The organism is Gemmatimonadota bacterium (assembly GCA_022560615.1).
In the GTDB taxonomy this organism is placed as follows: Bacteria; Gemmatimonadota; Gemmatimonadetes; order Longimicrobiales; family Gaopeijiaceae; genus UBA1138.
In genome coordinates this window covers 17,117-36,165 of the sequence record JADFSR010000033.1, presented here as the reverse complement: position 1 = coordinate 36,165, position 19,049 = coordinate 17,117, and the positions used below count along the sequence as shown (strand labels likewise).

Sequence of the window (19,049 nt, the reverse complement as noted above, 5' to 3'; positions counted from 1 at the left end):
GTGAGTTGTGGACGTTCAGTTCCTTGCATCCTCAAACACCGCACTGTTGGCGGTACGCTTCATACGGAACGCATCGCTTTGCACGACTCCTATGATGAGGTCGGCCATACGATATTTGCCGTCGTCTTCCGCTTCGGTCACGATTTCTCGGATCGACGGCTGATCGTAGTACTCCACCCGACGGGCGATCGCGTACGCCATAAGGTTCTCGGTCAGATTCCGCATCAGCGGTATTGGCCTCTGCAATAGAGCATCGGCGAGCTGCTTTGGCGTCGCGATCGGTGTGCCATCGTAAAACTCGCCTCGGGTGTCGAGTACCATCCCGTTTTCACGGACACGCCACTGCCCCGTCACGTCGAAGTTGTCGAGAGCGAGGCCGATCGGATCCATGAACCGATGGCAGGAGTTGCACGTCGGGTTCGCGCGGTGCAGCTCCATGCGCTCCCGGGTCGTGAGACGCACGCCGTCCTGCGTGCCCGCGGTCTCCTCCAGGTCCGGAATTCCAGGCGGCGGGGGCGGAGGAGGCATCCCCATCAGGACCTCCATGACCCACTTGCCGCGCAGCACCGGAGAGGTCCGGTTGGCGAACGACGTCAGTACGAGCACACTCCCCTGCCCCAGGAGCCCGCTTCGAACGTCGTCCGTATAAGCGACCTGCCGGAAGTGGCGGCCGGCGATGCCCTTCATCCCGTAGTGCGTCGCGAGCCGCTCGTTCACAAAAGTGTAGTGCCCGTTTAACAGCTCTAATGCGTCCCGGTTTTCCCGGACGAGATGGTTGAAGAACATCTCGGTCTCGCGGCGCATTGCGTCGGCGAGCGTCTCGTCGAAGTTCGGGAAGAAGTTCGGGTCCGGACGAACCTTGTACAGGTCCTGGAGACGCAACCACTGAGCCGCGAATCGCGTGCCGAGCGCCTCGGAGCGAGGATCCGCCAGCATCCGACGGGTCTGGCGCTCGAGCACCTGGGCATCGTTGAGGTTGCCGGCCTCGGCGATTCGAATCAGCTCGTCGTCCGGCGGGGTGCCCCACAGGAAGAACGAGAGACGCGACGCGAGGTCGAGATCCGCGATCTCGTACGACGCACCCGGGGCGAGACCCTCAGGCTCCCGCTCGAGGCGGAGGACGAAGAACGGAGAGGCCAGAATCGCCTCGAGCACGCTGCGAATGCCTTGCTCGAAACCGCCAGCCTCATGTCCGCTGAGGTAGAAGCGCATCATGCCGTCCACTTCATCGTCGTCCACGGGCCGGCGGTACGCTGTGGAGGCGAGCCGCTGGATGGTCTCACGGGCGCACGGCTGCTCCTCGGAAGGCGACGTAGGCCGGCAGGTGAAGATCTTGTCCCGAGACGGACTGTTCGAGATCCCCGTCGCCTCGACAGGTCCACCGACGATCAGATCCTGGAGGTGCGGCAGTGTAGTGATCCCGTCTCCGCCCGAACCACCGCCGGCGAGCGACCAGCCGTGCGGACGAATGAGATCTTCGTACGGACCGTCGAAGCGTCGGATGAACGCAGCCGAGACCTTGTGCTGACCCGCGCGCACGAATACGGGGTCCGTCCAAAGTGCCCCGCCGCCCCGTCCATCCGCGGCCTCACCGGATCGCGTGTAGGCCACAAGCGCCACGCGCTCGCCATCCACCGACACGTCGATGTCTTCGAAGCGCGTCCCCCGCCCGCTGTTGAAGGTCATACCGAACTGATACGTGCCATCTGCCGGGAAGACGTGCTCGACGACGAGCCCGCCCCGCGTGCCGTACGGCGCGCCCTCCACGCGGTCCCAAGGGTGCTGCGACTGATAAATCGACTGCCTGTAGTTCACGTTGACCGCTGATGCGTTTCGGTCGCCCACCGCCATGCGGCTGATGTCGGCAGCTGCGTTGAGGTAGGCCTCCAGCAGCATCGGGGAGAGGGACTGTACGTCGGCGATGTTGTCGAAGTTTGCGCTCATCTGGTCGAGCGGGAGCCAGTCTCCCGCGTCGATGCTCAGATCGAGGAGGTCGAGTATGGCGTACTCGAACTCGCGACGGTTCAGGCGCTGGAAGGTCCGACGCCCAGGGTTCGGGCTCCGCCGTGCCGCGGAGTCGAGCGTGCTCTCGAGCACCTCGACGAGCTGTAGCAGTGTGTCCCCCTCGGGCGCCCTCACACCCGGCGGAGGCATCATGCCGGCCCGAAGCTTGCGGATCATGCGCTCGACCACTTCCGCGTTCTCCGGGGCGGTCGCGATGTCGAAATCCTCCAGGGACAGATTGCCGCGGAGGCGCGCGTCCGAGTGGCATCGGACGCAGGTGCTGGCCACGATTTCGTTGGGATCGACTTCCGGCGTGGCGAGAGCCTCGTGCGGATCGGGAACAACCGTCACGTCGTAGGTCGGCAGGTCGAGAGATTCGCCCGCGAGCACGAGTGTCATGCCCAACACGCCGGAGCTGATGACGATCGATTTCATCCGGACCGAACTCCCATGAGAAACGCACAGTTTTATAGTATGCGGCTTCTCGGCTTCGGTGCAAGGAGAAGCTGCGATGCCGAAACGTTGAGAAATTCGAGCGCCGAAGCGGTCGAGCGGCGCTCGCCTCCTTGTTCACATTAGCAAGCGATCGCTTGCTAATGAAGCAGGACGTCGCTGCCACGTCCTGACGATCCTTGACTGGGACCCGGGTCTCGGAAAGAGCACTGTCACGCTCGACCATCGCAGCGCCCCGGGTTCGGGGGCACGCTCCGCCTTGGCGACGCCGGCGCGTGGATCACGTCGCGTGACCGCGTCGGGGGCAAATGGAGCGGGCCGGTCCTGTTTTCGGATGCGTGCTGGGCAGGAAACTGGTCACCGCGCGGGGACCGGATCGCCTTCCACCGCCGGCGCAGTATCGACCCCGGAATCGTGCTCCTTTCGGCAAGGCTACTTAGAGCGTGACTGCGCCGTTGTGCTGGGAGTGTGATCGCCGACTTGCGCGAAGAAGACGGACGAGCGGTCAAGCACCGCGACTTGTAGCTTGTGAGGGCCCCATGCGAGAGAGAGCCATGACATGAGAGGAAAACGAGTCGCGTTGGCCGTCGGAATCGCAGCCGCTCTGACGAGCGCGCCACTCTGCGCCCAGGACTACGAGACCACACAGATCGCCGACGGCGTCTACCAGTTCAGGTGGATCGGCCACAACGGGATGTTCGTCACCACCGACGAAGGCGTAGTCGCCTTCGACCCGATCAACGTCGACGCCGCGAGGGTATTCGCGTCGGAGATTCAGCGAATCGCGCCCGGCTCTCCCTTGGTGGGCATCGTGTACAGTCACAGTGATGCAGACCATTCGACCGGCGCCAATGCCCTCATGGACGCCATGGGTCAGCAGAACGTTCCCATCATCGCGCACGAGAACGCCCTCGCCCCCATTCGGGCGCGTGGGAGCGCCGATCAGCCCGAGCCGAACGTGACGTTCTCCAACAAGCTTCGCTTCGAGATCGGTGGCAGGTGGATCGAGCTCTACTATCTAGGGCCGAGCCATACCGACAACATGGCCGTGCCGTTCATTCCCGACGTGGGCGTGGCGTTCGCCGTCGACTTCGTCTCGCTCGACAGAATGGGGTATCAAGAGCTGCCGGGGTGGCAATTCCCGGAGTTCTTCGATGCGGTTTCAGGACTACTCGATATCCCGTTCGAGACGATGATCTTCGGGCACGGACCGCCGGGTGACCGAGCGGCGATCCATCGACAGATCGCCTACTACGACGACCTCACGACGGCGGTCCGCGGAGCGGTCGCGGACGGGCTCACGGAAGACCAAGCCGCTCAGCGTATCCGGCTCGATCAATACTCTGACTGGGATCGCTACGAAGACTGGTTCCCGATGAATGTGCGGGCGGTCTATCGGTGGGTTGCCGGCGCGGGCCTATAGCGGCCGGGCCCAGAAGTCATGTCAGCCCAGCGTCCTCAAGGTCTCGTATTCACGCTCTATGGTGAGTACCTCCTGCACCGCGACGAGCCGATTTGGGTCGGCAGCCTCATCTCTCTGCTTCAGCCATTCGGCCTCTCGGAGGGCGCGGTCCGCACGGTGCTCTCGCGCATGGCGCGAAAAGGCTGGCTCGACGGACGACGCATGGGCCGGAATTCGTTCTACGACCTCGCGCCCATGGGACGCCGGCTCTTGGAGGAAGGCGAGGACCGCATCTTCCACCCGTCGTGGGACGGACCCTGGGACGGATCCTGGTTTCTGTTGGCCTACTCGATTCCGGAGGACGTCCGGCACCTGAGAGATCGGCTGCGCGACCGTCTCGCCTGGCTCGGATTCGGGTCCCTCGGCAACGGGCTCTGGATCTCGCCCCACGACGTCGAGCAGGAGGTTCAAGCGCTCGCCGAGCAGTTGGGCATCGAACAGCACCTCGAGTGTTTCCGCGCGCAGCGCGTCGGTGGTCACGAGCCGCAGGCGCTGGTCGATCGCTGCTGGGACCTTCCTGGCGTGAACGCGCGCTACGTGGAGTTCACGGAGCGGTGGCGTGCGGAGCTCGATCGGTGCGAGACCGGCGTGTCGTCGGGCGACGTAACCGCGGAGGAGTGCTTCACGTTGCGCTTCGACCTCCTGCACGAGTTCCGGGCCTTCCCTCTCGAGGATCCGTACCTGCCGCGGACCTTGCTGCCCGAAGGGTGGCACGGTGGAGCTGCTACTCAACTGTTTCACTCGTTGCACAACGTGCTCAAGGGTCCGGCAGACGAATACGTGGACGGGATTTTGGCCGCCGCTCCTTCGGTTCCCGCAGCGGCGGGGAGGTAGCGGATATCGATGACACCTCTCTGCCCTCCTAGGCTGTCGGCACTCGTCTGTGTAGCCCTGCTCAGCGCCGGCGGCTGTACCCCCCCGGACGCGGGACGACCGGACCGCACGGCAGTGCAGTACCTCCGGATCATCGCGCTGGAGGATGCCAGACCCACCGGGGGAGACGATCTCGCCGAGCTCATCGCTGCGACCGCGACTAGTCACGACTACCTGCGTCAGACCGCGGTGCGGGCACTCGGGCGGCTCGAAAATCCTGAGCTCGTCGAGGAGATCGCCAGGCACCTGGCGGATCCCGTAGCTGAAGTGCGTGGGCAAGCGGTCAACGCTCTCGCTCAGGCTGTTCATCGCGCCGACGGCGCCACCGCCCTCGACCTGCTGCTCGGCCATCTCGCTTCGGAGACCGAAGCCAACGTCCGGGGCGTATACGCGCGTTCGCTCGGGCGACTGCAGATCGAGGGAAGCGACCGGGCGCGAGCCATCGAGGCGATCCTCGACCTGAGCACCGTGGGCGGTGAGGACGCCCATCCTTCCACGCTGGTGGGTGTGGCGCTCGGCCTCGAGGCGATGGTGCGCAACGCCCCCGGGACCTCCATTGGCGGGCGCGCCGAAGGTCGCTTGTCGAACCTGGTCTTCTTCGACCGTGTGCGGCAGCAGTATGGCCCCCAGTCGGCCCAGGTGCGGTTGCTCGCACTATCCGCTATGGGGCAAGCCGGAGCGATCACCGTCGAGCTCGTCGAAGGTGGACTGAGGGATCCCGACGCGCGCGTGCGCATCGTGGCTGCCCGATACCTCAGTGCCGTCGTGGCTGCGGCGCGCTCGGAATTCATCCGCCGCGGCCTCCTTGACGAGTCCGTCGGAGTTCGGATCTTCACCGTCCAGCAGCTCGCTCGCGAAGCGCGGGACGAGGTCGTATGCGGGAGGCTGCTCGCGGTGGCGACACGCGACGAAAGCCAGGCGATACGGCTGCTCGCGCTCGACGCGCTTGCCGAACCGTGCACCGACCCGGACGCTCAGACGGAGATCCTATTGGGGACCGCGTCGTCCGTCGGTCCCGAGACGCGTGTCAACTGGCAGATGGGCGCGCACGCGCTGGTCTCCCTCGCTCGGTTCGCGCCGGACTTCGCGTCCCGGCTGGTCCCCGTCTACGTGAGCCACCCGAACCCTTTCGTTCGCGTCTACGGCGCCCGCGCGGCTTCGGTCCTGGGCCAGACCGACGTCGTACTCGAGCTGGTGGGGGACCCCGTGGCCAACGTGCGCACTGCCGCACTTCAGTTGTTGGCGCAGGACGACGCCAACGACATCGACCAACTACTGGTGAGCCAGCTGGCGTCCGACGACCCGCAGCTGTTGATGACCGCAGCGCGCCTGCTCGAGGGATCGGAGCTGGGCTTCCCCGTCGCCTCGGCTGCGTTGACGGCGTTCGAGCGGATCTCCCGAGCTCGCAGAGAGACGTGGCGGGACCCGCGAGGCGCGCTGCTGACGCGCGTCGCCGAGCTGGGAAGCGGCGCGCTCGCCGAACGGCTCACGCCGTTCCTGTCCGACTACGACGCTGTGATCGCCGAGCAGGTAGCCGAAGTGCTGGAGCTCTGGACAGGGCGGCCTCACGCGGCGGACCCGCAAGCGCTTCCGAGGAGCTCCCTTCCCCGAGTAGCCGACGTGCCGGCCTTGGGCAGGGCGACCGTTCTGCTTCATATGCAGAAGGGCGGAACGATCTCCATACAGCCGCTTCCCCTCATCGCGCTGACGAACTCGTACCGATTCGTTCGCCTCGCGCGCGAGGGCTATTTCGACGGACTCACCTTCCACCGCTGGGCACCGAATTTCGTGCTCCAGGGGGGTAGCCCGGGGGCGAACGAGTACTCGGGTGACGGACTGTATTCACGGGACGAGGTCGGCGTGTTTCCGCACTGGCGCGGCACAGTCGGGCTGTCGACGCGCGGCCATGACACGGGGGACGCGCAGATCTTCATCAACCTCGTCGACAATGTGCGCCTCGACCACGACTACACCGTCTTTGGGATCGTCGTAAGTAGCATGGACTTGGTCGATGCGATCCTGGAAGGCGACGTCATCGAGCGCGCCGAGGTTCTCGTCACCCGCTGAGACCGCGGGGCCGGTGACCGCGGGGCCGACCTTGCGCCTCGGCGGAGACGGCCCGTAAGCTCGGCCCCATGAAACACGATCCGAACCTCCCCTGGTACCGCCAACTTCACTGGCAGGTCTTGTTGGCCATGGCTCTCGGCGCCGTGACCGGAGCGGTCTTCGGCGAACCCGCCGCCGCTCGGCTCGGTTGGATCGGCGACCTATTCATGAAGCTCCTGCGGATGATCATCGTGCCGCTCGTGCTCACCTCGATCATCTCGGGCGTGGCGTCGGTGGGCGGGGGCAAGGCGATCGGCCGTCTCTTCAGCAAGACGATGGGCTACTACGTCCTGTCGAGCTTCCTCGCGGCGATGGTCGGCCTCCTGATGGTCAACCTCATCAGGCCCGGCGTCGGCGCGAACATGGTCGACGCCGCGTCGGGGGAGCTCGCGGAGCTCCAGACGCCGGGGTCTCCGGTCGAGCTTCTCCTCGACATCGTGCCGGAGAACTTCGTCCAGGCGGCGGCGGCCGGCGACATGCTCGCGATCATCTTCTTCTGCATCGTCTTCGGCGCCTCGATCACAACGCTGCCCGACAAGATGCGCGTGCTCCTCACCGACACCTTCGACGCGCTCTTCCACGTGATGATGGCGCTCACGTCGGGGATCATAAAGTTCCTGCCGATCGGCGTGTTCGCGCTGATCACCAAGATGGTCGGGACCACCGGCTTCGAGTCGTTCCAGACGCTCGCCCTCTACGCGATCACGATCTTTTCCGGCCTCACGCTCCATCTCTTCGTGACCTTGCCGCTCCTGTTGCTCCTCCTCGGGCGGATCCGGCCGCTGATCCACTTCGCCAACATGCGCGAGCCACTCCTGGTGGCGTTCTCGACGAGCTCGTCGGGCGCCACGCTGCCGGTTACGATGAGCGTCGTAGAGGAGAAGGTCGGGGTGTCGAATAAGGTCGCGTCGTTCGTGCTCCCCATGGGTGCGACCGTCAACATGGACGGCACCGCGGTCTTCGAGTGCGCTGGTGTGCTCTTCATCGCGCAGGTGCTCGGGGCCGACCTGTCCATCGGGATCCAGGCCGTCGTCGTCCTCACCGCGCTGCTCGCCTCGATCGGAGCGGCCGCAGTCCCCTCTGCGGGCCTGGTCGTCATCTTCATCGTGCTCGAGGCCATCGGCCTTGCCGGCCCAGAGGTGAACGTGATCGTCGGCATGATGCTCGCCATTGATCGGCCGCTCGACATGTACCGGACCGCGGTCAACGTGTTCAGCGATTCGTGCGGCGCGGCCATCATCGCACGCTCCGAGGGGGAGACCGAGGTCGATACGGAGATACGCTGACCGGGCCTCCGGGACCGTCGAGCCGACAGCGAGAACGACGATCAGCGGAGCTCGATTCCCCTCAGCCCACCTTTGCGGACTCGAATCCGGCTTGTGAGAAGTGCCGATGGTGCGCGAACGCGGTCCCGATCCCGAGTGCGCGCATCACCTCGAAGCTGGTGCAGTCCACCAGGCTGGGTCCGGCGTTCCCTACCAATAGGGCGGCCGACGTCGCCGCTGAGTGCTGCTGGGGCGTGACCCACTCGATCTTCGCGACGGGTAGCAGCTTCTCGGTGAACGCGCGAAACGCCTCAGCGCCGAGGCGGCTCCGAGTCAGCGCGGACGTTTCGACGACCACGTAGTTGCTCGTGATCAATCGCGTGCGAGACTCCAGTGCGCTGGTGAGGTACGCGGCCGCGGTCGCGTGCATCGCATCGTCCGCATCGAGGATCGCGAAGAAAGCCGAGGTATCGACGAACACCTTCATGCCTCGAACGCGTCTCCCAGATACCGATCGTGCTCCGCGGCTACGTCGCAAAGGCCGGAGCGAAAGTGCCCCACGACGCCGAGCGCGCTCGCCCGGCGGGTCTCCGGGTCGATTCCCTGGTATTCCTGAATCAGGCCGTCGACCGCTTCGCGCACGAGGTCTGCCAGCGACCGCCCTTCTTCCGCGCCGAGCGCCCTGAGGAAGTCGGCCTGCGGCGCCGTGACCTGGACCTGAATCCGGATGAGTGATGTCATGACATCATGATATACCATCATTACATCATTCCCAAGACAAACGTACAGGCAACACGACTCCGGAGACGTGATCGTCGCAACCGCGGGGGGGGAGAGGCCGCGCCATGGCGCGATCGGTCCGCAATCGCCCCTGCGCGCGCCCAAGTGACTTGGTTAGACTCTAAGCCGCTCGGGCGCGGACGCGCATGTGCCCGAAACACCGCACTCCGCAGGCACATCGCATGAAGATCGGTCTCGTCGGCTTCGCCGGTTCGGGGAAGACCACTGTTTTCAATACGATGACGGGGCAAGATGTCCCGGTCGGACATGGTGGCGGAGTCCGCCTCGGCATGGTTCGCGTGCCGGACGAGCGCATCGACCGGCTCTCGCAGATCTTCTCGCCGAGGAAGACCACGTTCGCGGAGATGAGCTTCTGCGACGTGCCGGGCGAACACGGTGCGGCCAAGAGGGGACTCTCGCCGCGAGGCCTCCAGCAGATCCGTGATCAGGAAGCGCTGTGCCTCGTGCTGCGCGACTTCGACAACCCGGCGCTGGAGGACGAGCCCGACCCGCTCGGCGATCTCGAGGCTTTCCACTCGGAATGCATTTTCGCCGACCACGAGATCGTCGAGAAACGGCTGGATCGCGCCCGCAAAGAGCGAATTGATCAGCTCGAGATCGCTGCGTTCGAGATCATGCTGTCCGCGCTCGAGAGCGAGCGAGCGCTCCGGTCGATCCCGGAGGCCGAGCTCGACCGGAAGTATCTCAAAGGCTTCGGGCTGCTGTCCGACCGCCCTCTGCTGATCACGCTGAACCGCGCCGAAGACCGAGCCGCCGAGCCGATGCCCGAAGATCTGGCCAAACGCATCGAGGAGTTGCAGGCGGCTGGGCTGACTCTTTCCGCAAGTGTCGAAGCGGATATCGCGAGCATGGATGGCGAAGACCAGGCCCACTTCCTTTCCGATCTGGGGCTTTCCGAGTCCGCGATCGCGCGCTTCATCCGTGCCGCCTACGGCCTGCTCGACCTCATCTCCTTCTTCACGGTCAGCGAGGACGAGGTCCGCGCCTGGACGATCCGACGCGGCACGAAAGCGCGCCCTGCCGCCGGGAAGATCCACTCCGACCTGGAGCGTGGCTTCATACGCGCCGAGGTCACGCCATACGAGCTGTTCATGGAGTACGGCTCGGAGGCCGCCGTGAAGGACGCCGGCAAGCTCCAGGTGGAGGGCAAGGAGTACGTCGTGTCGGACGGAGATATCATGCACGTCCGCTTCAACGTGTAGAAAAAGACGAATCCTGGGACCCGCGCCAACGCGCCGGAGGCCGCGCGCCGGGGGCTTCGCAGCGAGGCGACTCTACGGACGCGACGCAACCAAGGTCCCGCACCTGTCCGACCAGTCGCGACCGTAGCCGGAGCCGAGCGCGAAGCCCCCGGCGTGCGGCCGCAGGAACCACCAAAAAGCGGTTTCTAGGAAATCGTCCGCATGAGAGCCTCAACCTCATCGATCTGCCGAGGCGCCGCCGCCGACAAGATCACCGGATCCCCATCGGTGACGAGCACATCGTCTTCGATGCGAATGCCGATGTTCCACCACTTCGGGTCGATGTCCTCGGCGGCAGGGATGTAGATGCCCGGTTCGATCGTGACGACCTCGCCGGGGCGGAGCGGTCCGTAGCTACCCACGTCGTGAACGTCGAGTCCGAGGTAGTGGCTGGTCCCGTGCGTGAAGAAGCGACGCAACCCGCGCTGGTCGGCGGCGCTCGAGATCAGTCCGAGCTCCGCCAGCCCTTCTGCCAGCACGCGCGATGCCTCCCTGTTCGAGGCCAAGAACGCGTTGCCGGCCCGTGTTGCTTGGATGCCGGCTTCCTGAGCGCGGTAGACGAGCTCGTAGATCGTGCGCTGCTCGGGTGAATAGGTGCCGCTCACTGGAATCGTGCGTGTGATGTCGGCCGAGTAACCGTGGACTTCAGCTCCGATATCGATGACGACCACATCACCCGCCTCGGTGACCCGCCGGTTCGTCATGTAGTGCAAGATGGTCGAGTTCTCGCCGCTGCCGATGATGCTGTTGAAGCCGGGCTGCTCGGAGCCGTTGCGTTTGAACGTGTATTCGACGAGCGCCTCGATCTCGTACTCGGCCCACCCTGCCTTCACCTGCTGCATGACCTCGCGGTGCGCCTCGACGGTGATGTCGATCGCGCGCCGTAGCGCGGTCATCTCCTCAGCGGACTTGATCGCACGCAGTTCGTCCAGGAGTCCTCGGAGCGGCTTGGCATCACCGGTACCGCCCCCGGCTAGCGCCTCTGGGTCCACGTTGTCGATGAACGCGGCTAGCTGGTCATGCAGCGGCGATCGTTCAGGGACCCCGTCGGGGAAAGCGAGGTGGTAAACACGGTGCTGCCCAGTCCGCAGCAAAGGCACCAAGACCTCGCCGAAGCGCGTCGCATCGAGCGCGAGCTGCACTCCGAGCCGCTGCATAGCTCGTTCTGCACCGAATCGGCGTCCATCCCATACCTCGCGTGCGGGATCGCGCGGCGGCACGAACAGGATCTCGTGCACGCGCTGGCCGTCCACTTCCAGCCCCCCCGGTGCCATGATCAACGCAGAGCCAGGCTCCTCGCTTCCGGTGAGGTAGAGGAAATCGCTCGACTGACGGTACTCGTAGTTCATGTCGCCGTTGCGATTCCGCACGGGCGCCCCGAAGAGCACGACGAGCGAGTTGCCTGGGAGCTGCGCCATCACTGCGGCACGGCGACCGCGATGAAAGTCGGCGCTCAGGTAGTCCTGGTCGTAACGGACGGGGGCGTCGAACTCTTGCGCCGACAGCGTAGCCGGCAGCGTGATCGTACCGAGGAAAAGCGTAGTCGTGGCGAGACGTCGCATGTCGATCCGTTCGTAGTGTCCGGCTCCGGTTGAAGCACATCCTACAGGGGACGAACCCTTTCGGTCCCCCCCATCCTCTCGCAAATTGCCGAAGCGCAACCACACGCAGGAGGGACCCATGGATCGTCGAGGCTTCGTAGGCACAGGCATGGCAGCCGGACTCGTCGGCGTCAGCGGCACCGCCGCCTCCCTCACGGCCCTACTGGAACACACCCCCGGCTGGGGCCCCGGCAAGACGCTACCCGACGGGTCGGTAAAGCTCAGCTCTAATGAGAACGCGCTCGGCCTCTCCGAGTCCGCCCGGCAGGCGGTCATCGACGCGATCCCGCACGCGAATCGGTACCCTTCCGACTATACCCCTGCGCTGTTGCAAGAGCTGGCGAAGTACATGGACGTGAAGGAAGAAAACCTCGTGCTGGGATCGGGCTCGACCGAGATCCTCCAGATGGCGGTGCAAGCGTACCAGGGGCCGAACGTTCCGCTCGTAATCGCGGAGCCGACGTTCGAGGACGTGCCCCGCTATCAGCGCCCGCTGTCGTTCAACCTCGTCGCGGTACCCCTGACCGGTAGCCACGAGCACGACGTCGGTCGCATGCGAGAGCATGCCGAGGGGTCTCGCCGGCCGTCGATCGTGTACTTCTGCAACCCGAACAACCCGACAGGGACGATCACTGCGTCGCGCGATATCGACGCGTGGATCGCCGACGCGCCCAAGACGACGATGTTCTTGATGGACGAGGCTTATTTCGACTACGTCGACAACCCCTCCTATTGGTCAGCACTCAAGTGGATCGACACACACCCCAACGTGATCGTCGTCCGCACCTTCTCGAAGATCTTCGGGATGGCCGGCCTGCGCGTCGGGTACGCCGTGGCACACCCGGACACGATCACCCGCCTGACGGAGTTCGTAGCAAAGAACAGTCCGAACGTGCTCGCGACCGCGGCAGGCATCGCGTCTTTGAGGGACGAAGCCCACACGGCGCGCAGTCTGGAGCTCAACGAAGCGTCCAAGAAGATCGTGCAAGCCACGTGCGACGAGCTCGGGCTCGAGTGCCTGCCTAGCGACGCGAACTTCACCATGCACCGCATCAACGGGGACCTCGACACGTATATCAGCCGGATGGCCGACGCCGGGGTTCGTGTGGGTCGCCCGTTCCCGCCCATGCTCGAGTGGAGCAGGATCTCGTTCGGCCTGCCGGAGGAGCAGGACCGTTGGGCGGAGACGCTCAAGGGGTTCCGGGCGAAGGGCTGGGTCTAGCAGACCTCCCGCTGTGGCAGAACCGCGAATCGAGGACTGGCCCGACCCACCTGCCATGGACGTGGGCTCACCCGAGCCTGCGGTGTACGAAGACCGTGGGACCGCTTGGGTCGCGTATCGATGCAACAACGCGGACTTCCCCGGGTGGGGATCGGACGCCAGTCCGAATCATCCGGGCTTCGACGAGTACTGCGCGGTCCTGAGGTTCACGGGCGTCGAGTCGCTGACGCTCGGGCCTCCGGGAGACGAGCGACTCCACGAGCATCCGCTCCACGATGCCGGCCTCGAGCCGTACTCGTTCCACGTCGTCGAGGACTCGGACGAGGCTACCGCGGGTGAGACCGCGCACTGGATCGTGACGTTCCACGACGAAACGCTCGAGGTCATCGCGGAGGACGCGGACGTACTCGAGGCGAGAGTCGACGTGAACTCGCCTGAGCAGGCGCTCTCCCAGGTAGGTAGTAGTTAGAGAACCCCCACGCCCATGATGCCCGCACCTATTCGCGACGCGTCCTGGACGACCAATGGATTGCCGTGATCTTCCACGACGCTCCATCCCTGGCCAGAACCACCAGCTCGGCTCCCTGAGAATTGATCTCCCGATCGCCCATGCGGCCCTGGCTGACGCTGGTCGACGACGCCCAGGCGACATCGCCGACGACGCGAACGTCGATCTCGCCACGCTCCCGCGGAACCGCTTGCGAAAAGCGCATGTCACCCGAGATGTGACCGTTCCGGTATTGGTTCTTGTCCTCCACCCCGCCGCTCTCGAGAATCACGACGTCGTCGGCGAGTAGGGACAACGCCTTGGTCGAGTCACCCGCGACCAGCGCTGCGTGGAACGCCTCGATCACTTCGGTTACCGCTCGAGTGTCCTGCGCCTGCAGCGGGGGAGCCGCATGGCCAAGCGCCACGATCGCCAGCACTGCCAGGGCACAGCGTGTGATCCTCATGACCATCTCCTAGTTCAGTTCAGCAAGGCCATCCCGTCCATCCCCATCACCGTATCGTCGGATTCGGATACGGACCGACGTTCCCCTGGATCCCGAACACTCTCGAGAAGCCGACTACCAGCTCGACGTTCGCGTTGCCGGCGTCCCACTCATCCAAGCGCGTCGACAGGCCCAGGTCCAGAACGCTCCAGTTGCTCACCTGGACGCGGGTACCGACTTCGACCCAAACACGTGACCGAGCCTGTGACGTGGGGATCTCGACATAGACGTCGGCGAGCACCGCGCGGCTGAAGAGTCCGATCGGATAGTCGCTTCCTAGACCGACCCGCCAGAAGTCCCCGCCATCGGCCCGACTGGCCACAGTGTATCCGCCGTTGCCGTGTAGACGTAACCGACCGAAAGACCGGGTTACGATCCCCTTGAAGCCGAACTGCGCATCTTCGTGACCGATCGCGCCCGTACCGGGCGTGGCTCCCTCCAGCCGGATCGCCATCGCCGGCAGCGAGACGGTCTCTCGCCGAATGCCGTAGAGCAGGTGTGCAGAAGCGGATTCGAGACCAGTATCCGCGCCTGACCCGAGGGTGCGGACCGCACTCTCGACCTCGATCCCGAACTGTGTGTTCCGAAACACCCCGGTCTTCACCTCCAAGATCCCGTGCAGACCACGAGATCCTTCTTCCAGGGTGCCTCGGGACCCGATCTCGAACTCCCACTCGCGGAACTTGATCGGATAGGCGTCCTCGACCCGTATGGGACGGTCGAGGTCGGCGGCGCGAAAATCCTCCTGGGCCCAGCCCACGTGTGGCTGGGCTGCAAGGACGAGGCTAACGGAGAGGACGTAGGCCGGCCGTTTCATCACGCACCTCCCGACCCGGACCCACTCGCCGGCAGCGGCTGCATGAACTCCTGCATCGACGCCATGCGAGCGTCCGGGTGACCCTGCGGAAGCCACTCCCCCGAGGGCAGCTGGGTGGGTACGCGCATCGCGCCACCGCTCATCGAGTGGCCGTCACGCATGGGCATGGGGGGCGCCACGACAGTGTCCTGACCAGCGTAGACCATCAACTCGCGCAGTCGCCTGATCTCTGCGGCCTTCTGGTCCAACGCGTAAGAAGCGTCGGCCATGATGTCGTTTACGACATCATGCATCATGTGAAGGTTGTCGAAGATGTGCGCAGCTGCTGGAAACATCTCAGAGAACTCGGGCGCCACCTCCGCCATGAGCGGCATAACGTCCGGCAGGTCGACGAGCACGGAGTCGGTGAAGATGCGAATCACCCGGTCGAGCTCAGTTCGGCGCCGAGCCGGGTCCGACTCCATGAGGGCCTCGTACACCGCTGCGTGATGCCAGTGGTAGGCCCAGAGGATTCCGTTGACGCCGGGGTACGTTCGCCTGAACGCTCCCGCCCATTCACCGCCACCTTCCATCCAGCGGTGACCGTATCCTCTGGTCGAAAAAGCAGCGTTGGGCTCTGATAGGTAATAAGTGACCGCACGCTCACCGGCCGCTCGCTTTTCCGCTATTCGGTCGTCGGTGAGGATGTCATAGAGCTGCGAGTGCAGCATGTGCGTCCAATCCATGGACTGGCCGGTCTCGAACGCCATCCTGCTCCAAGTGGGAGCGACGATGTCGGCGGGCGGTTCGAATTTCGGCGGGTCGGCCACGTACGCACGGACTTGTGCTTCGAACTCCGACATCCTTGCACCGATGTCCGCACCCGGATCCATGAGTAGCTCGTACGCTCCGAAGTGGGCGAAGTGGGCCGCGTAGAACGAGCGCGCGGCCAACTCATGCGTGTCATAGAAGGCGAAGTTGTAGGGTGCGGAAAGACGATATACATCGCTGCGCTGCGGTAGGCCGCACGCGGCGCCCAGTAGCACCAAGAGTGCCGCGGCCCCGAGTCGGGCACGGGCAAGATGAACGGCAAGCATCGGGATCTCTCCGATCTGTAATTGTCAGCCGCAAATCACCTGATTCACGGACACGAGTACAACGAGGTGGACAAGCAAGAGCGGTCGAGGCATTCAGAAGTCTAGCGCCGCGGAGCACAGGGGCACTAGGGGACCTCTGGCCTTCCTTCCAAGCGGCCGCTAGGGTAGCCGACGCCCCCGGTCGACAGCAGGATCGCGAGCGGGGTGTTCGCCCGGTTCATCATCTTCTCCGTGAGGCGTTCCATGCTCTCTCGCGCACCGCGCCGCCGCCGGCTGCCCTCCCTGTCAGCCGTTATCTTGGTCGCTCTGGCACCATTCATGGTGCCGGTTTCCGTTCAGGCACAGTCCGCCACGGAGAAAAGAACGCTGGAGATCGCCGACTACGCGCAGTGGCGTACGATCTCGGGTTCGAAGATCTCGGACGACGGCCGGTGGGTCGCGTGGGCGTACTCGCGCGTGCGGGGCGACGACACGCTGCACGTCGAGGCGCTCGACTCGGATGCCGCGCACGTGATCGCGTCGGCGTCAGACCCGGAGTTGTCGGACGACGGGGCGTGGATCGCGTACTTCATTGCGCCGCCGTTTCTCGAAGCGGAGAAGTTGCTCCGTGAGGGAGAAACCGTAACGCGGCAGGCCGGCCTGCTCGAGCTCGCGACGGGCGCAAGCTTCACCTGGGACGACGCTTCCTCCTTCGGCTTCTCCGAAGGCTCGAGCCACTTCTTTGTGAAGAAGAGGAAGACGAACGAAGAGGCGGAGCACGACGGCACCGACCTCATCCTCCGCAACCTTCGCGAAGGATTCGAGGAGCTGATCGGCAGCGTCGGAGAAGCCGAGTTCAACGATGGCGGGACTCACCTCGCCTTCACCGTGGACGCTGAGGACAAGGACGGGAATGGTCTGTACCTGGTCGATCTCGCCACGGGCTCCCGTAGGGGACTCGACAACGCCAAGGAGCGGTACGCCCGGCTGACGTGGTCCGAGGAGGGTGACGCGCTCGCCGTCCTCCGCGGCGAAAAGCCGGAGCAGAAGGTCGAGCGCGAGAATGTACTGATCGCGTTCAGGCACGTGGCGAACCGCCCGCCAACGCGGATCGATATCGACGCGACGGGCAATGGCGGCCTCGGCGACGGAGTAGTCTTGAGTGAGAAGGGCAGCCTCGTCTGGAACGAAGACGCCACCATGCTCTTCGTCGCGACCAAGCGACAGGACGACGAACTGGAGGACTGGCCGGAAGACGACCTGCCGTTGGCGGACGTCAACATCTGGCACTGGGCCGACGACCGGATTCAGTCCCAACAGGAGCAGGCTGCATCGCGGGACCGGGACCGGACGTACGTCGCGGCGGTGAACTTGGAGCGCGGTACAGTCGTCCCGCTCGCCGATGAGCGCATGCGCACCGTGGAGATCACGCGGGACGGGCGTTGGGCGATCGGTCGGGACGAGACCGCGTACATCTCCGATTGGCGGCCCGAGCTGGCCGACCTCTACCGCCTGGATCTGCGGACGGGGGAGCGAGTGACCGTCCTCGAGGGCCAGCTACGCACGCTCGGGCTGTCCCCGGATAGCAGGCACTATCTCTACTGGAAGGACGGCGACTTTTGGGACTACCGGATCGTGGACGACGAACACGTGAACCTCACCGGTTCCGCTCCGGTGGACTTCACCAACCAGGAGTACGACCGTTTCGGGGAAAAGCCTCCGCACGGTGTCGCCGGCTGGACCGCGGACGGTGACGGAGTCGTGCTGTATGATCGCTACGACATCTGGCTCCAGCCGCTCGACGGAAGCAGCGCGACGAACCTGACGGGCGGCCGCGGAGCCGCGGACGAAATGCGACTCCGCTACATCCGCACCGATCCCGATGCCCGTACGATCGACCTCGGCGAGCCGCTGTTGATCGACGCGTATGGGCAGTGGACGAAGAAAGAAGGCTTCTTCGAGTTGGACGGCGACGACCTCGAGCAGCTTACGTGGGAGGACCGCCGCTTCGATACGCCGAGAAAGGCCGCTGACGCCGAACGGTATCTGTTCACAGCCCAGACCTTCCAGGAGTATCCGGACCTGTACGTGAGCGGAAACGATTTCGCGGACCGGACGCGGGTCACGGACGCGAACCCGCAGCAGGACGAGTTCCTGTGGGGTCATCGCATCCTGTTCGACTACACGAACGACGACGGCGTGCCACTTCAGGGTACGCTCGCCATCCCGGACGACTACGAACCGGGCCAAAAGCTGCCGATGCTCGTGCGTTTCTACGAGAAGTACTCCCAGGATCTGCACCTGTACCCAACGCCCACCTTCCGACATTCGCCGAACTTCGCGGGCTACGTGAGCAACGGGTATCTCGTCATGCAGCCGGACGTGCACTTCCGGATCGGCAGCTCTCACAGCGACATGCTCGAGTCGGTCGAGGCGGCAGTGCGGAAGGTGATCGAGATGGGGTACGCGGACCCCGACGCCCTGGGCCTCAGCGGTCATTCGTACAGCGGGGGAGGCAGCGCCTACATCGCGACCCGGTCAGAGATGTTTTCGGCGATCGCACACGGAGCGGCCCCGATCAACCTCGTGAGCGAGTTCAACCAACTCTTCGTGGGTAGCGGTCGGAACAACCATTCGTACGACATCTACGGTCAGGGCCGGTACGCGACGAACCCGTACGACGACTTCCAGCGGTACTGGGATCAGTCCCCGATCTCCGGCGTCCAGAGCATGGACACGCCGGTCCTCTACCTGCACGGCGAGGCGGACCCGACCGTGAATTGGGAACAGGGGCTCGAGTGGTACAATGCGCTTCGCTTCCTCGGGAAGCCGATCATCTGGCTCTCCTATCCCGACGAGGGGCACGGTCTGCGCAAGCTCCAGAATCGCGTCGACTTCCAGCACCGACTGCGCCAGTTCTTCGAACACCACCTCAAGGGTGAGCCCGCCGCGGGTTGGATGACCGACGGCGTACCGTATCTGGACAAGGAGCGGCGCATGAGGGAGTTCGCGCCTCGAATCTTCCGGTCGGACAGCACCCGCATCATCAGTGAGCCACAGGAGCCACAGGGGCCACACGAGCGACAGGGGCCACAGGGGCCACAGGGGCCAAAGGGGCCAAAGCGGCACACCCAGTGAGAAGCTTCTGGCGGTCGCC

At 64.8% G+C, this 19,049-nt stretch carries 15 protein-coding genes; 8 read left to right on the top strand and 7 right to left on the bottom strand.

Features of this window, described 5'->3' with window-relative positions:
* Positions 1-15: 15 nt before the first annotated feature.
* A complete protein-coding gene (locus IIB36_15795; protein ID MCH7533199.1) occupies positions 16-2,439 on the bottom strand; it encodes a DUF1592 domain-containing protein in 2,424 nt (807 codons plus the stop codon).
* 577 nt (positions 2,440-3,016) lie between these two features.
* Between IIB36_15795 and IIB36_15790 the strand changes: the two genes are divergently transcribed.
* The 4 genes from IIB36_15790 (at position 3,017) to IIB36_15775 (ending at position 8,184) form a co-directional block, all read left to right on the top strand.
* Positions 3,017-3,880: an MBL fold metallo-hydrolase gene (locus IIB36_15790; protein ID MCH7533198.1), complete on the top strand. Its 864-nt coding sequence runs from the start codon at positions 3,017-3,019 to the stop codon at positions 3,878-3,880.
* 18 nt (positions 3,881-3,898) lie between these two features.
* The gene (locus IIB36_15785; GenBank protein ID MCH7533197.1) at positions 3,899-4,753 is read left to right on the top strand and encodes a phenylacetic acid degradation operon negative regulatory protein PaaX; all 855 of its coding nucleotides are present in this window, start codon (positions 3,899-3,901) and stop codon (positions 4,751-4,753) included.
* A gap of 114 nt (positions 4,754-4,867) precedes the next feature.
* Positions 4,868-6,859: a peptidylprolyl isomerase gene (locus tag IIB36_15780; protein MCH7533196.1), complete on the top strand. Its 1,992-nt coding sequence runs from the start codon at positions 4,868-4,870 to the stop codon at positions 6,857-6,859.
* 68 nt (positions 6,860-6,927) lie between these two features.
* Positions 6,928-8,184, top strand: coding sequence for a dicarboxylate/amino acid:cation symporter (locus tag IIB36_15775; GenBank protein ID MCH7533195.1), 1,257 nt, complete (start codon positions 6,928-6,930; stop codon positions 8,182-8,184).
* Between the two features lie 61 nt (positions 8,185-8,245).
* On the opposite strand, the gene IIB36_15770 is transcribed toward IIB36_15775, so the two are convergent.
* Positions 8,246-8,650, bottom strand: a complete 405-nt coding sequence (locus IIB36_15770) for a PIN domain-containing protein (GenBank protein ID MCH7533194.1) — start codon at positions 8,648-8,650, stop codon at positions 8,246-8,248.
* Positions 8,647-8,904, bottom strand: a complete 258-nt coding sequence (locus IIB36_15765; protein MCH7533193.1) for a CopG family transcriptional regulator — start codon at positions 8,902-8,904, stop codon at positions 8,647-8,649. The genes IIB36_15770 and IIB36_15765 overlap by 4 nt, the downstream gene beginning before the upstream one ends.
* Before the next feature lie 221 nt (positions 8,905-9,125).
* Between IIB36_15765 and ychF the strand changes: the two genes are divergently transcribed.
* Positions 9,126-10,166 (top strand): redox-regulated ATPase YchF, encoded by a 1,041-nt coding sequence (gene ychF / locus IIB36_15760; protein MCH7533192.1) that lies wholly within the window; start codon positions 9,126-9,128, stop codon positions 10,164-10,166.
* 185 nt (positions 10,167-10,351) lie between these two features.
* On the opposite strand, the gene IIB36_15755 is transcribed toward ychF, so the two are convergent.
* On the bottom strand, positions 10,352-11,767 hold the full coding sequence (locus tag IIB36_15755) for an aminopeptidase P N-terminal domain-containing protein (protein MCH7533191.1): 1,416 nt from the start codon (positions 11,765-11,767) through the stop codon (positions 10,352-10,354).
* A gap of 118 nt (positions 11,768-11,885) precedes the next feature.
* On the opposite strand from IIB36_15755, the gene IIB36_15750 reads away from it, so the two are divergent.
* Positions 11,886-13,028 (top strand): aminotransferase class I/II-fold pyridoxal phosphate-dependent enzyme, encoded by a 1,143-nt coding sequence (locus IIB36_15750; GenBank protein MCH7533190.1) that lies wholly within the window; start codon positions 11,886-11,888, stop codon positions 13,026-13,028.
* 13 nt (positions 13,029-13,041) lie between these two features.
* On the top strand, positions 13,042-13,497 hold the full coding sequence (locus IIB36_15745; GenBank protein ID MCH7533189.1) for a hypothetical protein: 456 nt from the start codon (positions 13,042-13,044) through the stop codon (positions 13,495-13,497).
* Positions 13,498-13,525: 28 nt separating this feature from the next.
* Here IIB36_15745 and IIB36_15740 read toward each other — a convergent pair whose 3' ends face one another.
* From IIB36_15740 to IIB36_15730, 3 genes are read right to left on the bottom strand one after another with little or no spacing between them, the layout of a single operon-like run.
* Entirely contained in the window at positions 13,526-13,981 is a 456-nt protein-coding gene (locus IIB36_15740) for a nuclear transport factor 2 family protein (protein MCH7533188.1), read from the bottom strand.
* 46 nt (positions 13,982-14,027) lie between these two features.
* Positions 14,028-14,837: a hypothetical protein gene (locus tag IIB36_15735; GenBank protein ID MCH7533187.1), complete on the bottom strand. Its 810-nt coding sequence runs from the start codon at positions 14,835-14,837 to the stop codon at positions 14,028-14,030.
* Complete coding sequence (locus tag IIB36_15730) at positions 14,837-15,913, bottom strand: hypothetical protein (GenBank protein MCH7533186.1); 1,077 nt, start codon at positions 15,911-15,913, stop codon at positions 14,837-14,839. Before IIB36_15730 ends, IIB36_15735 begins: the two co-directional genes overlap by 1 nt.
* Before the next feature lie 243 nt (positions 15,914-16,156).
* Here IIB36_15730 and IIB36_15725 point away from each other — a divergent pair, with 243 nt between their 5' ends.
* On the top strand, positions 16,157-19,030 hold the full coding sequence (locus tag IIB36_15725; protein MCH7533185.1) for a prolyl oligopeptidase family serine peptidase: 2,874 nt from the start codon (positions 16,157-16,159) through the stop codon (positions 19,028-19,030).
* Positions 19,031-19,049 lie beyond the last annotated feature (19 nt).